Raw genomic sequence first — 22269 nt, forward strand, 5'->3', positions numbered from 1 at the left:
TAATATTGATGGGCCTTGCCGGCCTGCTGGTGGGTGGGGGCATCTCCTTCCACCAGCAGAAAAAGCCGCGGTGGGTTTCCATATCTTTCTACGTGCTGGCCGGGATGTCCCTGCTGGCCGCCTATCTCCTGACGCTGGGGAACTGAACCAGTCAACAAACCGCGTCTCCCTTTTCGACCTCCAAGGACACACATGACCTCCTCCGCCCAGTCCGTTCTGGAACTCCTGCCCGCCGTTGACATTGTTGACGGCCAAGCGGTTCGCCTCCTTCAAGGAGAAGCCGGCTCGGAGACCAGCTACGGGACACCGCTGGAAGCAGCCTTGAACTGGCAGAATGCCGGTGCCGAATGGGTCCATATGGTGGACCTCGACGCCGCTTTCGGCCGTGGGGACAACGCCTCGCTCATCAGTGAGGTTGTATCGCAGCTCAACGTCAAAGTGGAGCTCTCGGGCGGGTTGCGGGATGACGAGTCCCTGGAACGTGCTCTGGAACTGGGTGTTGCGCGCGTGAACCTTGGAACGGCAGCGTTGGAGAACCCTAAGTGGACCCGGCGTGCGATTGAGCGGTTCGGCGACAAGATCGCGGTCGGCCTTGATGTCCGCGGCACAACGCTGGCGGGACGCGGATGGACAAAAGAAGGCGGGGACCTTTGGGAGGTTCTGGCGCGCCTTGAGGATGCGGGTTGCGCCCGCTACGTTGTCACCGACGTCACCAAGGACGGAACGCTTCAGGGCCCGAACGTGGAACTCCTCCGCCAGATGGTGGAGAAGACCGGCAAGCCTGTGGTCGCCTCCGGCGGTATCTCAAGCTTGGAAGACCTCCGCGTTCTGCGTGAACTGGTACCGCTGGGTGTTGAAGGCGCGATCGTTGGCAAGGCCCTCTACGCCGGTGCCTTTACGCTGCCCGAAGCGCTGGACGTTGCCGGCCGCCGCTGATGCCTCATAACGCAGGTCACCAGCACGACGATCAGGGTCACGCCAGGCGCGAGCTTCCCGGCCACATCGCGGCTGCATTGGCCGGCGCCGGGGGAGCCACTGACTCTGCGGGTCAGCCGTGGTCCGGTAGGAGCCTCAGCGGTGACGACGCCAAGATTCACAACTTTGAAGACGACGACGGCTCGGCGGATGCTGGCTATGTCGCCGCCATCGCGGCGCTGATCAATGGGACGGGCAGTGAGGCTGACGTTGTAGCTTCCTTGGCCACTGCACGGGTTTTCGTTCCCGTCGTTGCCCGGTTGGCGGAGGAAGCAGAGGGCGTCGATGGCCTGCACGCTGACAAGCAAGCCGATATGGCTTTGGTCACACTCAAGGCTCCCGATGGTCGCACGGCCATGCCGGTCTTTACCTCCGCTGCTGCCCTTGAAGCATGGCATTCGGAGGCGCGCCCTGTAGCCGTTTACGCCGCCCGTGCAGCGCTTTCCGCGGTATCGGAGGGCGCGCAGCTGTTGGTCATTGACCCCGGTTCTGATTTTGCATTCGTTGTACGGCGCCCTGCTATGTGGGCTCTTGCCCAGCAGAAGAACTGGACGCCGTCATACCTTGATGATCAACTGGAGACAGCTCTCGCTTCAATGGTCTCGGCATTTCGGACGGTCCGTCGCCTTGAGACGCAGCCCGGTGGTGGTGTTGCGTCTCTGACGGCCGGTGGTCTCAAGGTATCCGGGGGCGGTGCAGGGCCGGAACTGCGTGTGGTGCTCTTCCTCGAAGATGGACTCGACGCCGTGGCTGTGCAGACCCTCGTTGCCCAACTGAATGATGCCTGGGCGCGGATGGATTCCTTTGCCGAGGGCGTTGATTCCATGGAAGTAAAACTGCAGCGCGCAGCACAGGAGCCCGCGCCGCATTAATGGCGGTTCCGGTTTTCCGGGCGCGCCCTGGGGAACAAGAGGAAATAGCCAGTGAACTTTGCTCTCTACAAAGAGATGCTGTCCATCCGCCCTGTCCGGCGTCTGCTGATAGTAGGCATGGTTGCCCGCATTCCGCATTCGGCAGCAGGCGTGCTCCTCACCCTGCACATTGTGCTGACCCTCGGCCAGGGTTATGCCGCCGCCGGTGCAGCAGCTGCCGTCATGACCATTGGCATTGCGCTGGGCGCCCCTTGGCGTGGCCGCCGGGTGGACATGGTGGGCCTCAGAAAGGCGCTGATTCCCTCAGTTGTCTCGGAGACTGTTATCTGGACGATCGTCCCGCACGTTTCCTATGAGTGGCTGCTGCCATTGGTGTTCGTCGGGGGCCTTTTCACGCTGCCGATCTTCAGTGTTGTCCGCCAGTCACTTGGGGTCATGGTTGATGGAGAGCAGCGGCGTTCGGCGTTCGCCCTAGATTCCATCGCCACCGAGCTGGTCTTCATGATTGGGCCGGCTGTTGGCGCAATCGTCGCCACCAGCGGTTTCTCGGCAATTGGACTCACAGCCGTGGGTGCCTCCGTTTCCGTAGCCGGGTTGTTCCTTATGTGGTTCAATCCGCCCACCCGCAGCGAAGTGGTGTGTACCCCGCAGGAGTCCGCGGACCGGGCGGCAGCTGACCTTGCTGCTGCCGAGGCTGCCATGGTGGCGTCAGCACCTGCCCACGTCCAGGAAGCGGCGTCCGAAATGGCGTCGTCTACTTCCCGAACTGCAGCTTTGCGAAGTCGCGTTGCAAGGAATTTCACCTGGTTCACGGTCTCTGTTGCTGCACTTTTCGCGGTGGCCGCGGGCTCGGGCATGGTGCTGAGCGGTTCCGATGTCAGCATCGTGGGATTGTTGGAACGTGGCGGGCACGAAAATCAGATTGGCATCGTGTTCTTCTTCTGGTGCTCCGCGTCGGTGGTAGGTGGCCTCATCTACGGGTCCATGAAGCGGTCCATTTCGCCCATGCTCCTGTTGCTGGGCATGGCCGCACTTACTATTCCGATGGGTTTCGCCCAGGACACGTGGACCCTGGCGTTCCTGTCTCTCCTGCCTGGCCTGTTGTGCGCCCCGGTCCTGTCCGCCTCTTCCGAGAAGGTGGCTGACCACGTTGAGGAAGAGCGTCGGGGTGAAGCCATGGGCTGGTACGGTTCCGCACTGACTGCAGGAGTCGCGCTGGGCGCACCTCTGGCCGGGGTCTTCATCGACACCGTTGGCCCGTCCGGCGGGTTCGCGGCGGTCGGAATCGCCGGCGTCGTGCTCTGCGCGGCGGGGCTCCTCCTGACGTCCATGCGCCGCCGGGCAGCGCGGGTCTGAAAAGCTCAATCGACGACGACGGCGGGTCGACCTCTTGGGTCGACCCGCCGTCGTTGGTTCTTGCCGTAGTTGGGGCTAGTTCACCGGGCCCGTGAACTTCTCGCCCGGACCCTTGCCCGGCGCATCGGGAATGAGGGAAGCTTCGCGGAAGGCGAGCTGCAGGGAGCGCAGGCCGTCACGCAACGGGCCGGCGTGCTGTGAACCGATCTCCGGGGCGGCTGCGGACACCAGGCCGGCGAGTGCGGTGATCAGCTTGCGGGCCTCATCCAAGTCTTTAAGGTCCTCGGCGTTGGGGTCATCGGCCAAGCCGACCTTAACGGCTGCCGCGCTCATGAGGTGGACGGCGCCGGTGGTGATGACTTCCACGGCCGGAACTTCGGCGATGTCACGGATCTGCTGGGAGACCCCGGATCCGGCGGCAGGAGCGGCGTCTTCGCTGTAGGAGTTGCGGGAATTGCTGTCTTCAGTGCTCATACTGGTAAGCTTGTCACAGACCGACTGGAAGTCACTATTTACGGTCACCATGTGCAGTTCATGCTCCCGCCTTCCGCAATGTGCGCTTGGTGGGATGTTTCTGTAGAATTGACTTTCAGTTTGCAAGCGGAGTTCTCTCCCACCCGCGTCAGCCGTTCCCTTTGGGGACAGGATCCCTTTCGGGACAAGAGGTTGCCGGGTACCTGGTCGGACATTTTTGGAGGCATGGCCTCCGGAAGTGCGTGCTTCCTTGAAGGAAGTGCTACCGATCGTCGAGGCCTTCGATTGCACCAGCAATTGGGGGCCTTCTCTATTTGCCGGTGACATCACCACAACCACAGGAGCTTTAACATTAGCGAGCCAAGAATCAATGAGCGTATCCGCGTCCCCGAGGTGCGGTTGGTCGGTCCTGCCGGCGAACAGGTTGGAATTGTCCGCATCGAGGACGCCCTGCGTCTTGCTGCCGAGTCCGATCTCGATCTCGTTGAAGTTGCCCCGCAGGCCAAGCCTCCTGTTTGCAAGTTGATGGACTTCGGTAAGTACAAGTACGAAGCAGCAGTGAAGGCCCGCGAGGCCCGTAAGAACCAGACCAACACGGTTCTGAAGGAAATCCGTTTCCGCCTGAAGATCGACAAGCACGACTACGAAACCAAGCGCGGACACGCACTTCGGTTCCTGGGTGCCGGCGACAAAGTCAAGGCCATGATCCAGTTCCGCGGCCGTGAGCAACAGCGTCCCGAGATGGGTATCCGCCTTCTGCAGCGCTTCGCTGAAGACGTTGCCGAGGTTGGCATCATCGAGTCCAGCCCGCGCATCGATGGCCGCAACATGGTCATGGTGATCGGCCCGCTGAAGAACAAGGCTGAAGCCAAGGCTGAAGCCCGCCGCGCTACGCAGCGTGCCGAAGCCAAGGCGCAGAATGAGGCCAAGGCATCCGGGCACGTTGACACCACGGGTGAGCAGGCTCCGTTGACTCAGAGCCTTGCTGACCTTCTGCCCGAGGGTTTCAAGGTCACCGAAGAGGAGACCACGCAGGAAACTGCTGAAGCACCCGAGGCTCAGGCATCGGTTGTTGAAGAAGCTCCCGTTGCTGAGGAAGCTGCGGTTGCGGAAGAGACTCCTGCTGCTGAAGTAGCTCCCGTTGCTGAAAAAGCTCCGGTGGTTGAAGAAGCCCCCGCTCCTGTTGTTGAAGAAGCACCCGTGGTCGAGGCTCCTGTAGCCAAGGCAGCGCCGGCGCCGGCTAAAGCAGCTCCCGCCAAGGCAGCACCGGCACCGGCTAAAGCAGCTCCCGCCAAGGCAGCACCCGCCGCCAAGGCTGCACCAGCAGTAGCTCCGAAGCCAGTTGTTCCGGCGGCCGCCCCGAAGCCTGCAGTTCCTTCGGCTCCGAAGCCCGTCGCTAAGCCGGCAGCTCCCAAGCCGGCAGCTCGGCCCGCAGCCCCCAAGGCCGCGCCCAAGCCAGCATCACGCAAGACCAACTAGTTCAACGCCGTGGAGGCCCCGCCTCCATCGGCAAGCAACCAGCACGCCGGCCCTCGTAGGCCGGCTGCGCGAAAGAATCGCGGACTCGTCCGTGGATACGTAAGGAGATCGGTTCCCATGCCGAAGATGAAGACCCACAGCGGTGCTAAGAAGCGCTTCAAGCTGACCGGTACCGGCAAGCTGAAGCGTCAGCAGGCCAACCGCCGTCACTACCTGGAGCACAAGTCCTCCAGGCTGACCCGCCGCCTCGCCGGCGACAAGCTCGTCTTCAAGGGCGATGCCAAGGTCATCAAGAAGATGCTCGGCGTCTAAGTTCCAAGTTCTTTGGTTACTGCCATCCGGCAGGGACCGACTACACCAAAAGCCTTCTCAGGCCGGCCGGGTTTCCGGCAGTAGCAGCTTGGGATAAAGATTTCTGAAGGAGTACGCACGTGGCACGTGTGAAGCGGGCGGTAAACGCCCACAAGAAGCGCCGGGTTGTCCTCGAACGCGCAAAGGGTTACCGCGGTCAGCGTTCGCGCCTGTACCGCAAGGCCAAAGAGCAGCTGCTGCACTCGTTTGTGTACAGCTACGGTGACCGCCGCAAGAAGAAGGGTGACTTCCGTCGCCTCTGGATTCAGCGCATCAACGCCGCATCCCGCGCCAACGGCCTCACCTACAACCGTCTGATCCAGGGCCTGAAGGCCGCTGAGGTTGAGGTTGACCGCCGTATGCTGGCCGAGCTGGCCGTCTCCGACGCCAACGCTTTCGCCGCTTTGGTGAACATTGCCAAGGCTGCGCTTCCGGCTGACACGTCCGCTCCGGCTGCCGTTGCTGCTCCCAAGGCTGCCAAGGCTGCCAAGGTTGCTCCGGCTGCTGCCACCGCAACGGCTGTCAAGGCTGTCGTTTCCGAGAAGCCGGCAATCGACGGCGCAGTTGCTGCTGATGGCGACGAGGCTCCGGAAGGCTACGCCATCAAGGGCAACGCCGAGTCCAAGAAGTACCATGTTCCGGGTTCCACCTGGTACAACACCACCGCGGCTGAATACTGGTTCTCCACGGTTGAGGCTGCAAAGGCTGCCGGCTTTGAGCCTGCAGGCGGCGAAGCCCGCCAGCAGATCAAGAACTAGTCGCAACTGCCACTAAAGTTCTTTATATGAACGAAACCGGGCGCCCGCAAGACTTTCCGATGACCAACCCCCGAGCTGATCGGGTGAGGGACGTCGCCAAGCTTGCCGGGCGCCCGGCCCGTTTAAAGCGCGGACGCTTCCTTGCAGAGGGTCCGCAAGCGGTGCGCGAGGCATTGACGCTGCACCGTGAGCGCACAGCGGCCGGAGGTCCCGCCGTCGTGCATGAAGTTTTTGCCAGTCAAGCGTGCCTCGAGCGCCTTCCTGAGCTTGCCGACCTCGCGCAGGGGACCTTGTTCCGGCTTGCCAGTGACGAAGTCCTGGCTGCCATGGCCGACACTGTGAATCCGCAGGGGATCGTGGCCGTGTGCAGCTTTGTGGACGTCAGCCTGGGTTCGGTGCTCGACGCCGGTCCCCGCCTGATTGCGGTCTTGTGCCAGGTGCGCGACCCCGGTAACGCGGGTACGGTGCTTCGCGCGGCAGATGCGGCCGGTGCCGATGCCGTTGTGCTTACCGAATCCAGCGTGGACATTTACAACCCCAAAGCTGTCCGTTCCACGGCCGGCTCCCTCTTCCACCTGCCGGTTGTGCTGGGTGCCGAGGTTGAGGAGCTGGTAGCGCAGTGCCGGGAGCGCGGTATAGGTGTCCTGGCTGCTGACGGCTATGGAACTGTCAACCTGGACAAGCTGCAGGATGAGAACGCTGCGCGGAGGTTGGGGAATGAATCAGTGGCGTCGGTTTACGCCCTTGAGTCTTCTACGGCGTGGCTGTTCGGCAACGAGGCCCAGGGGCTGTCTGATGCTGAGCTTGCGCTGGCCGATCACCGGGTGGCGGTGCCGGTCTATGGGGCAGCTGAGAGCCTGAACTTGGGGACGGCGGCCACTGTTTGCCTTTATGCCAGTGCGCGTTCCCAACAGGGCGCCAGAGTGGGGAATGCGTAAACCGCACGTCCCCGGGTACGGTATTGCTTGCGAGATCAGACGATGATGACTCTTCTTCGCCTATTCCAGACTCTTACAAACCCGAAGAGGTGAAGCTTTCGTGGCTGCAGGTGGCGGTACCAAAGCGATTGTGGCGGCCCTCGCTGCCAATCTGACGATTGCTGTCTTGAAATTCGTAGCTTTCTTCCTGACAGCGTCGTCGTCCATGCTCGCCGAAGCCATCCACTCGGTGGCGGATTCCGGCAACCAGATCCTGTTGCTTGTGGGTGGTAAGCGTGCCAAGAAGGCCGCGAGCCCGGAGCACCCCTTCGGCTATGGCCGCGAGCGATACATATATGCGTTCATCGTTTCAATCGTGCTGTTCAGTGTTGGTGGCCTGTTCGCCTTGTATGAGGCCTGGGAGAAGTTCCAGCACCCTCACGGTATTGAGGGAGCCTTCTGGTGGGTCCCGCTGGCCGTCCTGGTGGGCGCCATCATTGCTGAGTCGTTCTCGTTCCGGACCGCGATCATCGAGTCGAACCACACCCGCGGCAAGCAGTCATGGGTCAAATTTGTCCGCAACGCCAAGCAGCCCGAACTGCCGGTTATTCTTCTGGAAGACTTTGGAGCTTTGATTGGCCTGGTGTTCGCACTCTTCGGCGTCAGTATGACCTTAGTGACCGGCAATGGTGTCTGGGATGCCTTGGGCACCGCCATGATCGGACTCCTATTGGTGGCCATCGCCGTGATCCTGGCACTCGAAACCAAGTCTTTGCTTTTGGGAGAGTCTGCCACCAAGGAAGATGTGCAGAGGATTACGGCGGCTCTGGAAGCTGACGGAACGCGCATCATCCACCTCAAGACCCTGCACTTGGGCCCGGACGAGTTGCTGGTCGCAGCGAAAATCTCCATGGGAGCCTCCCAGAAGGGCGAAGAGATCGCCCGGGGGATCGACGACGCCGAGCAGCGTATCCGGGCAGCCGTCCCCATTGCGCGGGTCATCTACCTGGAACCCGACATCGAGCGCGTCCAGGCGCAGCAGGTTTAAATTTTGACCACGTAGATCTACAAAGAAGATGGGCTCCGCGTCGGCGGAGCCCATCTTTGTTCCAGCTGTCAGTCGTCGCTGGCTGGTCAGCCGCGCACTGTTTGGTGGTGCAGGCTGTTTAGCAGTGCAGCTGTTTGGTAGTGCTTCAGGCGATCAGGTGGCCAGTGGCTTTTTGCGCTCCAGCAAGCCGCTTAGCAAAGCTACTCCGAGGCCCAGGATGGCCAGCACCGCTCCCACCAAGGCAGGAGCCACGTAGCCCCAACCCCAGGCGATCACGGTGCCGCCCAGGAAGGCGCCGAGCGCGTTGGCGATGTTGAGGGCTGAGTGATTCAGTGAGGACGCCAGCGAGGCAGCGCCGGGAGCAGCGTCCAAGAGCCGGGTCTGCAGTGCGGGAGTCAACATGGAGCCGATACCGCCCACCACGAACGCCATGATGAAGGCAGCCCAGGCCCAGTGCGCCGCAATTGCGTAGACCACCAGGGCTGCGGCGATTCCGGGCATGACCCAATAGATGGTGCCCATCACGGACTTATCTGCAAGGCGTCCACCGAGGATGTTGCCTACCACCATTCCCAGTCCATAGAGGGCCACCACGGCGGGGATCAGGCTTTCAGGTATTCCGGCTACCGAGGTCATGGTGTGGGCGATGTAGGTGTACACGGCGAAGAAGCCGCCGAAGCCAATGATGCCGATCAGCAGCGCCAGCCATACCTGGAGCCGCTTGAGTGCTCCCAGTTCGCGCCGGATACTCGCCTCGGGGTGGGCTGCCTCGAAGGGGACGAACTTCCACACCATGGCAACGGTCAGCAACCCGATGGCTCCCACAATGACAAAGAGGAGACGCCACCCGAAGGTTTGGCCCACCCAGGTGGCTGCAGGAACGCCAATGACGTTGGAGACGGTGAGGCCTGCCATCACCATGGAGATCGCCCAGCCCCTCTTGGTGGGGGCTACGAGGCCGGCGGCAATGACGGCTGCCACTCCGAAGAACGCGCCGTGGGGAAGCCCGGACGCAAAGCGGGAGAGCAGCATGAAGCCGTAGTCGGGCGCGATGAAGGATGTCAGGTTCGCCAAGGACAGGAACAACATGAGGCCTAAAGCCAGGTGTTTTCTTGGAAGCTTTGCTCCAAAAGCGGCGAAGACCGGGGCGCCGATAACGACGCCCAAGGCATAGGCGGAGATGAGGTTTCCGGCCTCAGGGGTGCTGATGCCCAGCCCTTCCTCGATTTCCTTCAGCAGGCCCATCATGGCGAACTCGGTGGTACCGATTGCGAACCCGCCCATGGCCAACGCCAGGATGGCCAGACCAAGGTGGTTCCTGGCTGCTTTTGCGGTGGCGCATGGGGACACGGTGGTAGTCATAAGCCTGCTTCTGGAAGGTGCCTTGTGGGCCGGGGGAATACGGAGAAAATCCGATAACAAGCTTAGTCCCGGGGCGGCGACTTGGCGCTGGTTTGTGACGATTCCCATGGCCCGGGCCGCCGTAGACTGTTGCGGTGACTGGATTGATTAACGTCGTGGGCGCCGCAGTCGTCGACTCCTTGGAAGCCCCTACCCGCCTTCTGGCCGCACGCCGCACAGCACCACCCCAGTTTGCGGGAATGTGGGAATTTCCGGGCGGCAAGGTGGAAACCGGAGAAACAGCGGAAGCCGCCCTGCACCGTGAACTCGCCGAAGAACTGGGAGTTGAAGTGCAGCTGGGGCCGGAGATTGAGTCCGGCAACACCGCCGGATGGACGCTCAATGAGCGCGCTGCCATGCGCGTGTGGTTCGCCGAATTGACGGCGGGGGAGCCGCTGCCCCTGGAAGATCACGATGAACTGCGTTGGGTATCGTTGGCTGACCATGACCAGGCTCTCAGCCTTCCGTGGATCCCGGCGGACCTCCCGATTGTCCGTGCCTTGCTTGATCGGGTTACCGCTCCCGCGTGATAACGGACCGCTTAGAAGAGCGGCTGTTGCCCGGGTAGGGGAGTGGAGGCTCCTACAGGCGCCTCTGTGGACCCGCTAACAGCTCGCGCATTCCGGTGACTGAATCCGGACGTGCCGGTGAAGCCGTACTTCGCCTTGAAGAAGGTGATCCTTCCGGTAAGCCAGGTGCGGTACTCCTTGGAGGCATAGGCCCCTTGGCCATAGAGCCGCCGATACTTGCCCACCAGTTCGGGGTGCTGGGCCGCCAGCCATTGCATGTACCACTCGCGTGTTCCGGGCTTGAGGTACAACGCGCCGGCGGTGACTCCTGTGGCGCCCGCCTTGGTCAGTTCAGCGAAGAGGGAATCGAGGGCTTCATCGGAGTCCGTGAGCCACGGCAGGATTGGCATGGCCATGACGCCGCAACCTAATCCGGCATCACGAAGCCTGGCAATGAGTTTAAGGCGGGCCTTGGGTGAAGGAGTGCCGGGTTCAATGAGCTCCGCAAGATCCTGATTGGTCATGGCCAGCGAGATACCCAGGTCCACGGGGACCTGAGTAGCGGCGTGCTTGAGCAGGGGAATGTCCCGGGCCAGCAGTGTGCCTTTGGTCAAGATAGAGAATGGGGTGCCGGAGTCGGCCAGAGCCCTGATGATTCCGGGCATGAGGGCGTAGCGGCCTTCTGCGCGCTGATACGGATCAGTGTTGGTGCCGAGGGCTACTTGGGGCCGCTTCCACGAGGGCTTGGCCAGCTCTTTGCGGAGAACCTCGGCCGCGTTGATTTTAACCACCACCTGCGAATCGAAGTCCCGTCCGGCGTCGAATTCCAAATACGTATGGCTCTTGCGGGCAAAGCAGTACACGCAGGCATGGCTGCATCCGCGATACGGATTGACCGTCCACTCAAACGGCATGTTGGAACCGGAAGGCACCTTGTTGAGCACTGACTTTGCGGTGACCTCATGAAAGGTGACTCCGGAGAACTCGGGTGTGGAGATGGAACGCACAAGTCCGGCAAGTGGCAGCAAGGCATCCAAAGCCGGGGCAGGGCCCGGAGCCTCGATTCCACTGGTATCTGACGCCGGTCCACGCGTTGGCGAAAGTGCTTGTGCGTCCCATCTCATGGACTCCATTCGAAGGTATGTTCGAACGATTGTCAAGGCCGCCACGACAGGGCCGGTGAATCCGGGGACCGGCGTTGCTAGGGTTGGTCCATGATTCTGCTGACTGGCTTCGAACCGTTTGGCGAGGACAAGGTGAATCCTTCCTGGCTGGCAGCACAGGGGGCGAGGGAGCTGCTCGCCGAGGAAGGCATGGCCGTTGAAGCTGTGGAGCTGCCGTGCGTCTTTGGCGAATCGGCAGCTGCTCTCACCGACGCCATAACACGCCTGAACCCGGACATTGTGGTCTGTACTGGCCTGGCTGGGGGCCGTGGACGGGTTTCCTTGGAACGCGTCGCCATCAATTGCGATGACGCTCGAATACCGGACAACAAGGGTCAGCGCCCCATCGATGAAGAGGTCATTCCGGGCGGGCCTGCAGCGTACTTCTCAAGCTTGCCCATTAAAGCTGCGCTCAGAAACCTCCAGATCGCGGGCATCAAGGGAGAAGTCTCTCAAACTGCGGGCACCTATGTGTGCAACCACATCTTCTATGCACTGATGCACTCCTTGGCATCCAAGCCCGGCATCCGCGGCGGATTCGTCCACCTTCCCTATCTGCCGGAACAGCTTCCGGAAGGCAGCACAACTCCGTCAATGCCCTTGGAAGCGATGACGGAGGGAATCGCTGTTGTTGTCAGGACTGCCCTGCACACGCAGGGCGATCCTAAATTCTCAGCCGGCGCTATCCATTAGACAAGCTCCCATTCAACCCGGATGCTCGCTGACACCGAGGACTCTCCAGCTTCCACGGGCATGGACTCCGCAGTGAAGGAAGCCCTCACGATTCCACCCAAGGGTATGGGGCCGCCATGCAGCGGCTCCTGGGAGATGGAGACCACCTTTCCAAGCTGGAAGGATGCCAGCGAAGCGTACTGTTCGGCTCGTGCCACTGCATCCTGCCATGCAGCCTCCTGCGCCTGGGCGGTGACGGACGAAGAATCCGCAAAGCCCTGTTCGATCCCGTTGATCCGAATGTCGTCTCCGCCGGCAGCAACCGCCGCAGCAATAGCAGCCGGAGCATCCGCCTGGGAACGGATTCCCACCTGCAGAGTGGTGGACGCCACATAGGCTGTCACTTTCTGGCCCTGCCCCTCCACCCAGACCAGATCGGCGCGAAGGTTCAACCCGCTCGTTCGAAGGTCTACGGCGGAAACACCGGCCTCCCGCAAACTGGCTGCAACAGCGTTAGCCGCTTTGCCGGCGTCGTCATAGGCTTCAGCCGCCGTACCGCGGCGCGTTTCCACACCGAGCGTTAAGGTCACCAGGTCCGGAACGGCCTTTGCGCTCGCGGTCCCGGTAACAGTGATGGTTCGGTTCATGCTGAGGCCTCGATTCGCTGGACCGCAGGGCTGCCCTGCCGGCCGTGGTGAGTGTCAATGTAGCCGCCGGCCACGAGGCCGGCCTGCCTTTCAAAGAAATTCCTCGATCCCGGATTCCCGCTTCGAAGCATGGACCAACCGGCGGCAACGCCATAGAGGGGAAGGAAAGGAAGACCGAGACAGTACGCGTACTGGGTACTGTGCCGCTCCTCATGTCCCAAAAGCACCGTGTTGGTTCCGGCCACGCCCTGTGGCGCCCGGTACAGGATGACATTTCCCAGGGTGAAAGCACCGGCGTGGGGGAGCTTCCAGTGGTAACCGGCCGCGATCAGAAGCCCACGCGGGCCGGGGGAGACGGCACACTTGGCCGCGGCCGCCACCACCAATCCCAACGGCGTGGACAGGTTGAGGACATTAGCGATTTGCCGTAGGCGCTGCGCGGGAGTCATGAAGCCATGCTAAACCCGTTCTGTGTGGCGCAGCATGGGCGGCGGGGATACGCTGAGCGGGCACCCGTAGGTGCCGCACTCACATTGGGGGAAGAGGGAAAATGAACGCGAAACGCGCCTTAGGCTTCGTCGGTATATTGATTGCACTCATGTTGGCATTGACAGGTTGCGTCAAGCTCAACATGTCAGTGAAGGTCAACAACGAAAAGAGCGTGGACTACGAAGTGGTCTACGCCATCCAAAAATCCGTCCTTGGAGATAAGTCCTTCGACGAATTCATGGAGTCGAACGGTACCGGAAGCCAAGAGATGGACATCCCCGACGGTGCCACCGTGGTGGACTACGAGGACGAGAAGTACAAAGGCAAGCGGATCACCGCCGCAAACCTGGACCCCGCCAAGCTTGCGGAGTCGTCCAGCTCCGAGAGCCCCTTCGAACTGAAAAGGGACGGGGACTTCTATGTCATCTCCATGGGCGGAGTGGCAGGTGGTGAAAGCGGCGACGCTTCATCCTCTGCCATGGCGAAGTCCATGTTCGACGAAGCCTCCGTCACGTTCACCTTCCCGGGCAAAGTGGTGGAAGCCAATGGCGCCACCGTGGATGGCAACAAGGCCACGTTCGACATGCTGTCCGTCAAGGACACGGTGGTTCAAGCAAAAGCCGAGGCCAACGCGGGGATTCCCCTGTGGATCATCTGGATCCTTGTAGCCGTCCTCGTCATCGCCGCAGCGCTGGTCCTGCTGTTCGTTCTGTTGCGCAAGAGGTCCGCCCGGCAGGAGCCGGCGCTCGCCGGTGCAACTCCGTATGGGCAGCCGGACTATCCGGCGCAGCCGGGTTATCAAGCACAGCAGGACTTTTCGGCGCAGCCTGGCCAGGACGGCTATCAGTCCCAGCCCCAGCAGCCGGCCCGGAACCCCCAGCAAGACTGGGCAGGGCAAGGCTATACACCGGGTGCGCCGGCATCGCCTGTGCAGCAGCCCACTCAACAGCCGCCCACCCAGCCGCAGCCCACCCAGCCGCAGCCCACCCAGCCGCAGCCCACCCAGCTGCCGGGCCAAACGCACGACGACGGTCCGGTACCTCCGCCGCCGTCGGCACCGCCAGCTTCCGGCGCCTAGGCGCTGCCGGATTCCTGGTACAGGTACTGCCCGTCAGCGGCTCCCGCCAGGTCATGGGCTGTACAAAAACACGGCGGTTAAATCCCGGCTGTGAGGTTCAACTAGACTGAAGGGTAGTGCCTGCCGTCCGCGGCGAGCACTACCCTTTCGTTTTGCAGGCCTGCCTTGCCGGGCCGTTCCCTACTCGTAGCTAAGAACAGTAGATGACTGACACTTTGCCAGGCGCTGCCATCCCGAATCCGCTGGATGAAGCCGCCATCACCGCCGCCGTCGAGGATGCCATTGCTGCTATTGCCGCTGCTTCCTCCCTTGAAGAACTCAAGGCTGTCCGACTCGCCCACACCGGTGAGAAGTCGCCGCTGAGCTTGGCCAACCGTGAAATCGGTGGCCTCGCCAAGGAGCACAAGGCTGCCGCCGGCAAGCTCATGGGGTCCTCGCGCGGCCGGGTCAACCAGGCGCTCGCAGCCCGAACCCAGGTTCTCGAAGCCGAGAACGACGCCCGCATTCTGGTGGAGGAAACCGTGGATGTCACGGCGGGTCCGCGTCGTCGGCGTGCCGGTGCACGGCACCCACTGTCCACGCTGCAGGACCGCGTCTCGGACATCTTTGTTGGCATGGGTTGGGAAATCGCCGAAGGCCCCGAGGTGGAGTCCGAGTGGTTTAACTTTGATGCGCTGAACTTCAAGCCGGACCACCCGGCCCGCGAAATGCAGGACACGTTCTTCGTGGAGCCGCCCGAAGCCCACCTGCTGATGCGCACGCACACGTCGCCGGTGCAGGTTCGCTCCATGCTGGAACGCGAAGTGCCCATCTACGTTCTATGCCCGGGCAAGGTGTTCCGCACCGATGAACTCGATGCCACGCACACTCCTGTCTTCCACCAGTTCGAAGGGCTGGCGATCGACAAGAACCTCAGCATGGCCGACCTCCGCGGCACGTTGGAGCACTTCGCCCGCCAGATGTTCGGCGATGAAGCCTCCATCCGTCTGCGCCCCAATTACTTCCCGTTCACTGAGCCTTCCGCTGAGCTGGACATCTGGCACCCGGGTGCCAAGGGTGGCCCGCGTTGGATCGAGTGGGGCGGCTGCGGCATGGTCAATCCCAACGTCCTCCGGGCAGCCGGCATTGATCCGGACATCTATTCAGGTTTTGCCTTCGGTATGGGCATTGAGCGCACGCTCATGTTCCGCAACGAGGTTGGCGACATGCGCGACATGATCGAGGGCGACGTACGTTTCAGCGAGCACTTCGGGATGGAGATCTAACAGTGCGTATCCCACTTTCCTGGCTGCGTGAATTCGCGCAGGTTCCGGCCGATGCTACGGCCGAAGACGTCATGGCCGACCTCGTCAAGGTTGGTTTTGAAGAAGAAGAAGTCCACCGCCCCACGGACGAGCTCACGGGCCCCGTTGTGGTTGGCCAGGTCCTAAGCTTGGTTAAGGAACCGCAGACCAACGGCAAGACCATCAACTGGTGCCAAGTCCGCGTAGTTCCCGAGGGGCAGGAGCAGACCCTCACCGGCAAGGGCATTGATCCTTCCGGTGTGCAGGGCATCATCTGCGGTGCGCACAACTTCGTGGAAGGTGACAAAGTCGTTGTCACCCTTCCCGGCGCTGTCCTGCCCGGAAACTTCCAGATCTCGGCACGGAAGACCTACGGTCACCTGTCCGCCGGAATGATCGCCTCCGTCCGCGAGCTGGGCATCGGCGATGACCACGACGGCATCCTTGTCCTGTCCCGCATTGGCCTGGATCCGGAAATCGGCGTTGACGCCATGGAACTCCTTGGCCTCTACGATCAGGCAGCGGAAATCAACGTCACGCCGGACCGCGGTTACGCCTTCTCCATCCGTGGTGTGGCCCGCGAGTACGCCCACGCCACGGGAACCTCGTTCGTGGATCCCGCATCCAAGGTCAGTGCGCCGGCTACCCTGCAGGGTGGCTATGGCGTCAAGCTCAACGACGACGCTCCCATCTACGGCAAGCCAGGCTGCGATCGCTTCGTAGCCCGCACGGTACGTGGCGTGGATGCATCACGCCCCACACCGCCGTGGATGGCGGCGCGCCTCCGTCTGGCCGGCGTTCGTTCCATCTCCCTGCCGGTAGACATCTCGAACTACGTCATGCTGGAGCTTGGTCAGCCGAATCACTGCTACGACCTCGATAAGCTTGCCGGCGACATCGTGGTGCGTCGTGCGGTAGCGGGGGAGAAGATCACCACCCTGGATGACAAAGAGCGCACGCTCGACGTCGAGGACCTGCTGATCACCGATGACTCCGGCGCCATCGGTATTGCCGGAGTCATGGGTGGTGCGCACACTGAGGTGTCCGATTCCACCACGAACATTCTGGTGGAAGCTGCACACTTCGACGAAGTTTCGATCGCACGCTCCCGTCGCCGCCACAAGCTCCCGTCCGAAGCTTCCAAGCGCTTCGAGCGCGGGGTTGATTGGCACGTTGCCAACATCGCTGCACAGCGAGTCGTGGACCTCCTGGTGGAACTTGCCGGAGGTACGGCAGACGAGGCCGGGACCGACGTCGGAACCGCCCCAGACCCCGTGACCATCGAGTTGCCTGCAGAGTTCGCCACCGCCCGGATCGGCATCGATTTCACAGAAGAGCAGATCACCACGTCTCTGGTGGACCTGGGTGCAACTGTGGAGAAGACCTCGTCGGGCTACGTTGTGACGGCTCCGAGCTGGCGCAGCGATCTCGAAACCAAGGAAGACCTCTCCGAGGAAATCGCGCGCCTTGTTGGCTATGACAACATTCCCGCTACTCTTCCCGTGGCCCCTCCGGGCCGTGGCCTGAGCCGCAGCCAGCAGCAGAAGCGCCGGGTTGTCCAGGCGTTGGCGGATGCAGGGCTCACCGAGGTGCTGTCCTACCCGTTCGTCTCCAAGGCATCAAACGATACCTTCGGTGTTGCCACTGAGGGTGAAGCGCGTCCTGCCCTGAAGCTGGCGAATCCGATCAGCGAGGAAAACGGGTTCCTCCGTACGTCCATCCTGCCGGGCTTGATCGAGGTTGCCCGTCGCAATCACTCCCGCGGCTTCCGCGATCTGGCACTTTATGAAGCCGGTTCGGTCTTCCTTCCCGGCGAGAAGCTGGGGACGGATTCCATCCCGCCGCTGGGCGTCAAGCCTGCCGATGAGGTGTTGGATGCACTGTACGACGGCGTCCCTCACCAGCCGCTGCACATCGCCGCCGTCCTGACCGGACATGATTCCCCGGCTGCTGCCACGCACGCGCCGCGTGCGTGGGATTGGGCTGATGCTCTTGACGTTGCACGCCTCATGGCGGATGTTCTGGGCGTGGAGCTGGTTGTCAGCCAGGGAAGCCACCAGGCATTCCACCCAGGCCGCGCAGCTCAACTCGCGCTGCGCAGTGGCGACGTTGTGGGCTACGCAGGAGAGTTGCACCCCAAACTCCTGGCTGCTCACGACATGCCCGCACGCTCCGTAGCTCTTGAGGTCAACGTCGAAGCACTGTTCGAAGCTGCCGCTGACGTGATCGTGGCCAAGCACATCTCCGGGTTCCCCGTAGCGACGCAGGACGTTGCCTTGGTTGTCCCACAGGACGTGCCGGCAGATCAGGTCCTCTCCGCGCTGCGTGGAGGCGCCGGCGAACTCCTCGAAGACGTCGCGTTGTTCGATGTCTACGCGGGTCCCGGCATCGACGAAGGCAAGAAATCGCTGGCCTTCGGCCTCCGTTTCCGTGCCGACGACCGCACGCTGACTGCAGACGAGGCTTCTGGAGCCCGCGCCGCAGCCGTTGCTGTTGCGGCCGAGCGGTTTGGCGCGGTCCAGCGCTGATACTGCTCGCGATTGATCATCCCCGGAACCATCTGGTTCCGGGGATTTTCTTTTATCGAGATTGAGCTCCCAGCATCCTGACAGACTATTCACATGTGTATGACAGGTCTGTCATGCACATGTGAAACATGGGTATCACATCCCTCGCACGGTTCCAAGAGCAGTCCTTTGAAAGGTACCCATGAAGAAGCAGAATGTTGCTTTGCTTGTCGGGGCAGCAGTAGTGGCCCTGACGTCCTCGTTTGGTGGAGCTGCAGTGGCGTCAGAGTCGACGCCCCAAGTAGCCGCTGCCGAGGTTCAGCCCGTAGGGCACACGGTGGACAAGACGCAGACGTCGGGCTCGGCCGCATCCCCTCTGGCCGACAAGTACACCATTGCCGCACCCACCAAGAATGGCGGCGCTTCCACGGACTCGGTCATCGGCGCCGATGGGAGAGTAAGAATCACCAACCCCACGGCACCCCCCAATCGCTCCATCGTGCAGATTGAGGTCAATGGCGGCTACATCTGCTCCGGCGCGCTGATCTCCGATGACACCGTGCTGACGGCTGGACACTGCGTCCATGAGGGCGGCACTGGCTCCGAGGCCGACTACTCCTGGGGCGTCAAAGTAGCCCCGGGCCGTAATGGTTCAACCGACCCCTACGGCACCTGCGGTGCAACGGAGATCTTCACGGACCAGCGCTGGATCGACTCGGCGAACACCAACGCCGACTGGGGCGTCATCAAGCTCGACTGCACCATCGGCAACACCACCGGCTGGCTCAACTACACCGGTACCACCGCCAGCCTGAATGGAACCAGCGCCACAGTGCGCGGCTATCCGGGAGACAAGGCATTCGGCACCATGTGGTCCATGACCGGACCCATCGAGAGCACGCAGACGGAAAAGGTGTTCTACAAGATGGACACCTAGGGGGGCCAGAGTGGCGCCCCTGTCTACAACAGCTCCAACACCATCGTTGCCATCCACACCAACGGTGGCAGCTCCAACTCCGGCACCCGCATCACTCCCACCTTGGCAAACTACCTGACGTCGGTGAAGTAGCCCAGTTGAGTTAACCCACCCCACAAGTGTTCCCCGCGGCGTCTTGATTGCTGCGGGGAACACTTTTGTGTGAGCCGAGTGACGTGATCCTTGGGGAGTAGTCGACACGCCACTTAGTACAAATGGTGCCCTCTCGATTTGCCTTGCCGGAGTCCAATCTTTCGGAAAATATTAATTTTGAAAAACCGGACGTTACGATCGCAAATCCTTGCCAAGCTGCACAAGATGCTTTTGCCCTGTATTTTGTAGTTGCCCGGGGTAATCGTCCGAAGCATACGCTCTCTTCGTGATAATGCGCAAGTCAAGTGGCGTCGTACCTATAAAGGTCAGCCTCAGGTGCGAACTCTTTACTTCATTTCTCTGAAAGATCCGAACGTATCTGCTTCTGAAAACGGAGTACCGTTCAGCGTCGGGGCGATTGATAGATGTCTCCGAATTAGGAAAAGAAATTGAGGAGATATTTAGTCATGAGAATTAAGAGATTTCTAACTTCCGCACCTATTGTCTTGGCAATGGTGTTCGGTCTCGGACTCGCGGCCAGTCCGGCGCACGCCAGTCCGGCAGACGGGAATTACGCACAGTGTATATACGGAACGACTGTTGCGGATTGGACGGCTAAAAATCCCCAAGACTGCACGGGTGCTGGGACGTACGCGCTTCTTCAAAACTGGAATGTAGTACTCAAGATTTATCCGACGACCGACAGCGGCACGGCATGGAATGTCATACGAGAGGGTTATAGTAGTGCTCAGAGTTGGTGCTCCAGTAACTCATTGACATGCGGCGTCCTCACTAGCGCTGGGGTTTCGATCGCCGTAATTCTGCTTGGGCCCGCCAATAGTTGATGGGCAGCGTGAAAGGAGTTCTGATGAAGTACTCGAAGGTCAAAGCCGGACTCATCGCCGGCGCTGCATTCCTCGTAGCACAGTTCATTTATCAGGTTGTTCTCGCTGCACCTTACAATCTCGGAATCAGCCTCGTTATGGCGGCCATCGTCGTGGTGGGATCCGTCGTGGGCCGGCACGTGATGAACCGTCGAAGGAGCGGACTGACAGGTGACGTTTAGCTGGGTGGCAAGGCGCCCTTGGAAGATCAAGGGCGCCTTTCTACGTTCCCGGGTCACTTCACTCTTGGTCAGGCGACAAGGGGCCCGATCAGCTGTTCATTGAGAATGGTGGCTGCGACTCACGAGCAAAAGTGCAAGGAAGGCCGACATGGACAATCCGGTGCTTGAGCTGCGGAAGTTCAGTGACGTGCCGGGCACAGGCGGTCAGATTCAACAACTCGGCCCGCCCGCCCTCGAGCGTGCCAACAGCTTGGCCAAACCCGAGGATAGGGATGACTTCGTTGCCGGCCGGATCGCCTTATGGCACTTCGCCGCTTCGCTGCTCGATGTCGATCCCACTCGCCTCGTGCCGGACTATCGCTGCCCGCAATGCGGCCCCGGCCAGGACCACGGCCGCCCAGGGTTCATGCTCGACGGCGGCGCCGCGCCTCTGGTGCTCAGCGCGTCCCGGGCGTCGGGCTGGGTGCTGCTGGCCGGCGTCGTACATCCAGCGGAAGGTTTCCGGCTGGGAGTGGACCTCGAAGCGATAAGCGGGGTTGGCTTTGATGGCTTTGACGACGTCGCCTTGACCGCAGCCGAGAAGGAATTCCTGGTGTCCATCCCGGAGCAGGATCAAGCCAGGCAGCGCGCCCGGCTCTGGGCACGCAAAGAAGCTTGGCTGAAGATGACGGGCGAGGGTCTGCGAAGCAACCCAGCCCAGGTGAACGTGCTGGACCGTCCGGGATTGCACGACGTGAACACTGTCAGCAATCGTGATCTGCCGGAAGGCTTCGTCGCCGCCTTGGCCCTGGGCTAACGCGTCAGTGAGCTGAAGGCAGCGGCGGCAGCGAAGCTTCGTACAGCCACGGACGGAGAATCGACGCGGCATCAAACCCGGGAATGAATGAGTCCGCAGCCCCAATAAACGTGTCGGTAGACACCGAACCGTGCCGATTTGCGGCAGTCCAATGCTGCAGGAAACCGAAGAACGCCTCATCGCCGGCGGCCATGCGCAGTGCGTGAACGGCAAGGGCACCCCGCTTGTAGACCCGGTCATCGAACATCAACTCGGGGCCGGGATCGCCCACCAAGAGATCTTGAGGGCCGGCGTCGAGCCTTTTCCAGGCAGCGGTGGCACGGGCAGCAACCGTCATGGTGCGGGATTCCTCGGACCACAACCACTCCGCGTAGCAAGCAAAGCCTTCGTGCAGCCAGATATCTTTCCAGCTGGTGACCGTTAACGAATTACCGAACCATTGATGGGAAAGCTCGTGGGCGATCAGGCGTTGTGCATCCCAGGTATCGCGCATGTGGTTGTGGCCAAAGATCGAAAGGGTCTGGGCTTCGAGGGGAATTTCCAGCTCGTCCTCGGTCACCACTGAGGTGTAGTCGGCAAACGGGTACGGACCGAAGCAATCCTCGAAGGTGTGCATCATGTCGGGCTGGCGGCGCAGGCCTTGCAAGGCGTCAACCGCCATCTCGGGCGTGACTGCCACGAACTGCGGCACCCGGCCATGGGTGTCGTCAACATGCAAGGGAACCTTGACGTACCTCCCGATCTGCACGGTGGCGAGGTAGGTTGCCATAGGCTCAGCCTGTTCGTAGACCCACGTCTCCCTGCTCGACTTGCGGGAGTGCGACACCAGCCGCCCGTTGCACACGGGACGATAGTTGTCGTCGGTGGTCACGGAGATAAGGAAAGTGGACTTGTAACGGGGATGATCATTGCACGGGAACCAGGACGCGGCACCGTTGGGCTGTCCGGCCACCAGCACACCGTCGTTCAGTTCCTCCCAGCCCACATCGCCCCATAGGCCCCGCCGCGGCTGGGGGTTGCCGTCGTAGCGGATCTCGAGGGAAAACTGCTGGCCCGTCTTGAGCGGCGATGCAGGGGCCAGTACCAGGTGCTCGGCCCTGTGGCTGAACTTCTGCAGCTTCTTGCCGTCCAGCTGCACCTTGCTTGCCCGCAGGCCCACCAGGTCAAGGACAATCTGCGGAGCAGCTTCCAGGGCCGTGCAACGCAGGACCGCCTTGCCGATCAGCTTGTTGCTGCCCAGCCTGACGTCGAGGTCCAACTCGTACCTGTCCACGCGGTAACTGCTGCTGCCGTGGTTCAAGGCGTAGGGGTCGGCTTCGGTCATGGGAGTGGGGATTGGTGCGGTCATGATCCGTCCAA

General features: G+C 61.6%; 23 protein-coding genes. 17 read left to right on the top strand and 6 right to left on the bottom strand.

From position 1 onward, the window contains the following. Nucleotides 1-8 precede the first annotated feature (8 nt). From J7I86_RS17170 to J7I86_RS17185, 4 genes are read left to right on the top strand one after another with little or no spacing between them, the layout of a single operon-like run. Nucleotides 9-146, top strand: coding sequence for a hypothetical protein (locus J7I86_RS17170; protein WP_162486097.1), 138 nt, complete (start codon nt 9-11; stop codon nt 144-146). Nucleotides 147-192: 46 nt separating this feature from the next. Continuing rightward, on the top strand, nt 193-936 hold the full coding sequence (priA, locus tag J7I86_RS17175; protein WP_214821732.1) for a bifunctional 1-(5-phosphoribosyl)-5-((5-phosphoribosylamino)methylideneamino)imidazole-4-carboxamide isomerase/phosphoribosylanthranilate isomerase PriA: 744 nt from the start codon (nt 193-195) through the stop codon (nt 934-936). After that, entirely contained in the window at nt 936-1847 is a 912-nt protein-coding gene (locus J7I86_RS17180) for an SseB family protein (RefSeq protein WP_214821733.1), read from the top strand. The genes priA and J7I86_RS17180 overlap by 1 nt, the downstream gene beginning before the upstream one ends. 51 nt (nt 1848-1898) lie before the next feature. Beyond that, on the top strand, nt 1899-3203 hold the full coding sequence (locus J7I86_RS17185) for an MFS transporter (RefSeq protein WP_214821734.1): 1305 nt from the start codon (nt 1899-1901) through the stop codon (nt 3201-3203). Nucleotides 3204-3278: 75 nt separating this feature from the next. Here J7I86_RS17185 and J7I86_RS17190 read toward each other — a convergent pair whose 3' ends face one another. Next, complete coding sequence (locus J7I86_RS17190; protein ID WP_214821735.1) at nt 3279-3677, bottom strand: DUF1844 domain-containing protein; 399 nt, start codon at nt 3675-3677, stop codon at nt 3279-3281. Between the two features lie 393 nt (nt 3678-4070). Here J7I86_RS17190 and infC point away from each other — a divergent pair, with 393 nt between their 5' ends. From infC to J7I86_RS17215, 5 genes are all read left to right on the top strand, one after another. Beyond that, nucleotides 4071-5156 (top strand): translation initiation factor IF-3, encoded by a 1086-nt coding sequence (gene infC / locus J7I86_RS17195; protein WP_396019903.1) that lies wholly within the window; start codon nt 4071-4073, stop codon nt 5154-5156. Between the two features lie 117 nt (nt 5157-5273). Next, nucleotides 5274-5468 (top strand): 50S ribosomal protein L35, encoded by a 195-nt coding sequence (gene rpmI, locus J7I86_RS17200; RefSeq protein ID WP_011774324.1) that lies wholly within the window; start codon nt 5274-5276, stop codon nt 5466-5468. 119 nt (nt 5469-5587) lie between these two features. Beyond that, the gene (rplT, locus tag J7I86_RS17205) at nt 5588-6265 is read left to right on the top strand and encodes a 50S ribosomal protein L20 (protein ID WP_214821736.1); all 678 of its coding nucleotides are present in this window, start codon (nt 5588-5590) and stop codon (nt 6263-6265) included. A 26-nt stretch (nt 6266-6291) separates the two neighbouring features. Next, a complete protein-coding gene (locus J7I86_RS17210) occupies nt 6292-7203 on the top strand; it encodes an RNA methyltransferase (protein ID WP_214821737.1) in 912 nt (303 codons plus the stop codon). Between the two features lie 100 nt (nt 7204-7303). After that, a complete protein-coding gene (locus J7I86_RS17215; RefSeq protein ID WP_214821738.1) occupies nt 7304-8230 on the top strand; it encodes a cation diffusion facilitator family transporter in 927 nt (308 codons plus the stop codon). Between the two features lie 153 nt (nt 8231-8383). Here the strand turns inward: J7I86_RS17215 and J7I86_RS17220 are convergent, their stop codons facing one another. Next, the gene (locus J7I86_RS17220) at nt 8384-9592 is read right to left on the bottom strand and encodes an MFS transporter (RefSeq protein WP_214821740.1); all 1209 of its coding nucleotides are present in this window, start codon (nt 9590-9592) and stop codon (nt 8384-8386) included. Nucleotides 9593-9726: 134 nt separating this feature from the next. Here J7I86_RS17220 and J7I86_RS17225 point away from each other — a divergent pair, with 134 nt between their 5' ends. Next, a complete protein-coding gene (locus J7I86_RS17225) occupies nt 9727-10161 on the top strand; it encodes a (deoxy)nucleoside triphosphate pyrophosphohydrolase (RefSeq protein ID WP_214821742.1) in 435 nt (144 codons plus the stop codon). Nucleotides 10162-10172: 11 nt separating this feature from the next. Here J7I86_RS17225 and J7I86_RS17230 read toward each other — a convergent pair whose 3' ends face one another. Then, a complete protein-coding gene (locus J7I86_RS17230; protein WP_214821746.1) occupies nt 10173-11264 on the bottom strand; it encodes an Rv2578c family radical SAM protein in 1092 nt (363 codons plus the stop codon). Between the two features lie 90 nt (nt 11265-11354). On the opposite strand from J7I86_RS17230, the gene pcp reads away from it, so the two are divergent. Then, the gene (gene pcp, locus J7I86_RS17235; RefSeq protein WP_214821748.1) at nt 11355-11996 is read left to right on the top strand and encodes a pyroglutamyl-peptidase I; all 642 of its coding nucleotides are present in this window, start codon (nt 11355-11357) and stop codon (nt 11994-11996) included. Here the strand turns inward: pcp and J7I86_RS17240 are convergent. Together J7I86_RS17240 and J7I86_RS17245 are read right to left on the bottom strand one after the other, a co-directional pair. Next, nucleotides 11993-12622, bottom strand: a complete 630-nt coding sequence (locus tag J7I86_RS17240; protein WP_214821750.1) for an SIMPL domain-containing protein — start codon at nt 12620-12622, stop codon at nt 11993-11995. The two genes, pcp and J7I86_RS17240, sit on opposite strands and share 4 nt — an antisense overlap. Continuing rightward, on the bottom strand, nt 12619-13071 hold the full coding sequence (locus tag J7I86_RS17245; RefSeq protein WP_214821752.1) for a hypothetical protein: 453 nt from the start codon (nt 13069-13071) through the stop codon (nt 12619-12621). The genes J7I86_RS17240 and J7I86_RS17245 overlap by 4 nt, the downstream gene beginning before the upstream one ends. 101 nt (nt 13072-13172) lie before the next feature. On the opposite strand from J7I86_RS17245, the gene J7I86_RS17250 reads away from it, so the two are divergent. The 6 genes from J7I86_RS17250 (at nt 13173) to J7I86_RS17275 (ending at nt 20910) form a co-directional block, all read left to right on the top strand. Then, a complete protein-coding gene (locus tag J7I86_RS17250) occupies nt 13173-14189 on the top strand; it encodes an LppM family (lipo)protein (protein WP_214821754.1) in 1017 nt (338 codons plus the stop codon). Nucleotides 14190-14392: 203 nt separating this feature from the next. Next, entirely contained in the window at nt 14393-15454 is a 1062-nt protein-coding gene (gene pheS, locus J7I86_RS17255) for a phenylalanine--tRNA ligase subunit alpha (RefSeq protein WP_062067709.1), read from the top strand. A gap of 2 nt (nt 15455-15456) precedes the next feature. Then, the gene (pheT, locus tag J7I86_RS17260; RefSeq protein WP_214821756.1) at nt 15457-18000 is read left to right on the top strand and encodes a phenylalanine--tRNA ligase subunit beta; all 2544 of its coding nucleotides are present in this window, start codon (nt 15457-15459) and stop codon (nt 17998-18000) included. A 181-nt stretch (nt 18001-18181) separates the two neighbouring features. After that, nucleotides 18182-18916 carry a serine protease gene (locus J7I86_RS17265; RefSeq protein ID WP_286179948.1) on the top strand — a complete coding sequence of 245 codons (735 nt, stop codon included), beginning with the start codon at nt 18182-18184 and terminating at the stop codon, nt 18914-18916. A 1000-nt stretch (nt 18917-19916) separates the two neighbouring features. After that, a complete protein-coding gene (locus J7I86_RS17270) occupies nt 19917-20114 on the top strand; it encodes a hypothetical protein (protein ID WP_214821758.1) in 198 nt (65 codons plus the stop codon). A 148-nt stretch (nt 20115-20262) separates the two neighbouring features. Further along, the gene (locus J7I86_RS17275; RefSeq protein ID WP_214821760.1) at nt 20263-20910 is read left to right on the top strand and encodes a 4'-phosphopantetheinyl transferase superfamily protein; all 648 of its coding nucleotides are present in this window, start codon (nt 20263-20265) and stop codon (nt 20908-20910) included. 4 nt (nt 20911-20914) lie between these two features. Here the strand turns inward: J7I86_RS17275 and J7I86_RS17280 are convergent, their stop codons facing one another. Next, nucleotides 20915-22258: a M1 family metallopeptidase gene (locus J7I86_RS17280; RefSeq protein ID WP_214821762.1), complete on the bottom strand. Its 1344-nt coding sequence runs from the start codon at nt 22256-22258 to the stop codon at nt 20915-20917. Nucleotides 22259-22269: the final 11 nt, after the last annotated feature.

Source organism: Arthrobacter sp. ISL-95, assembly GCF_018613695.1.
Lineage (GTDB): Bacteria > Actinomycetota > Actinomycetes > Actinomycetales > Micrococcaceae > Arthrobacter.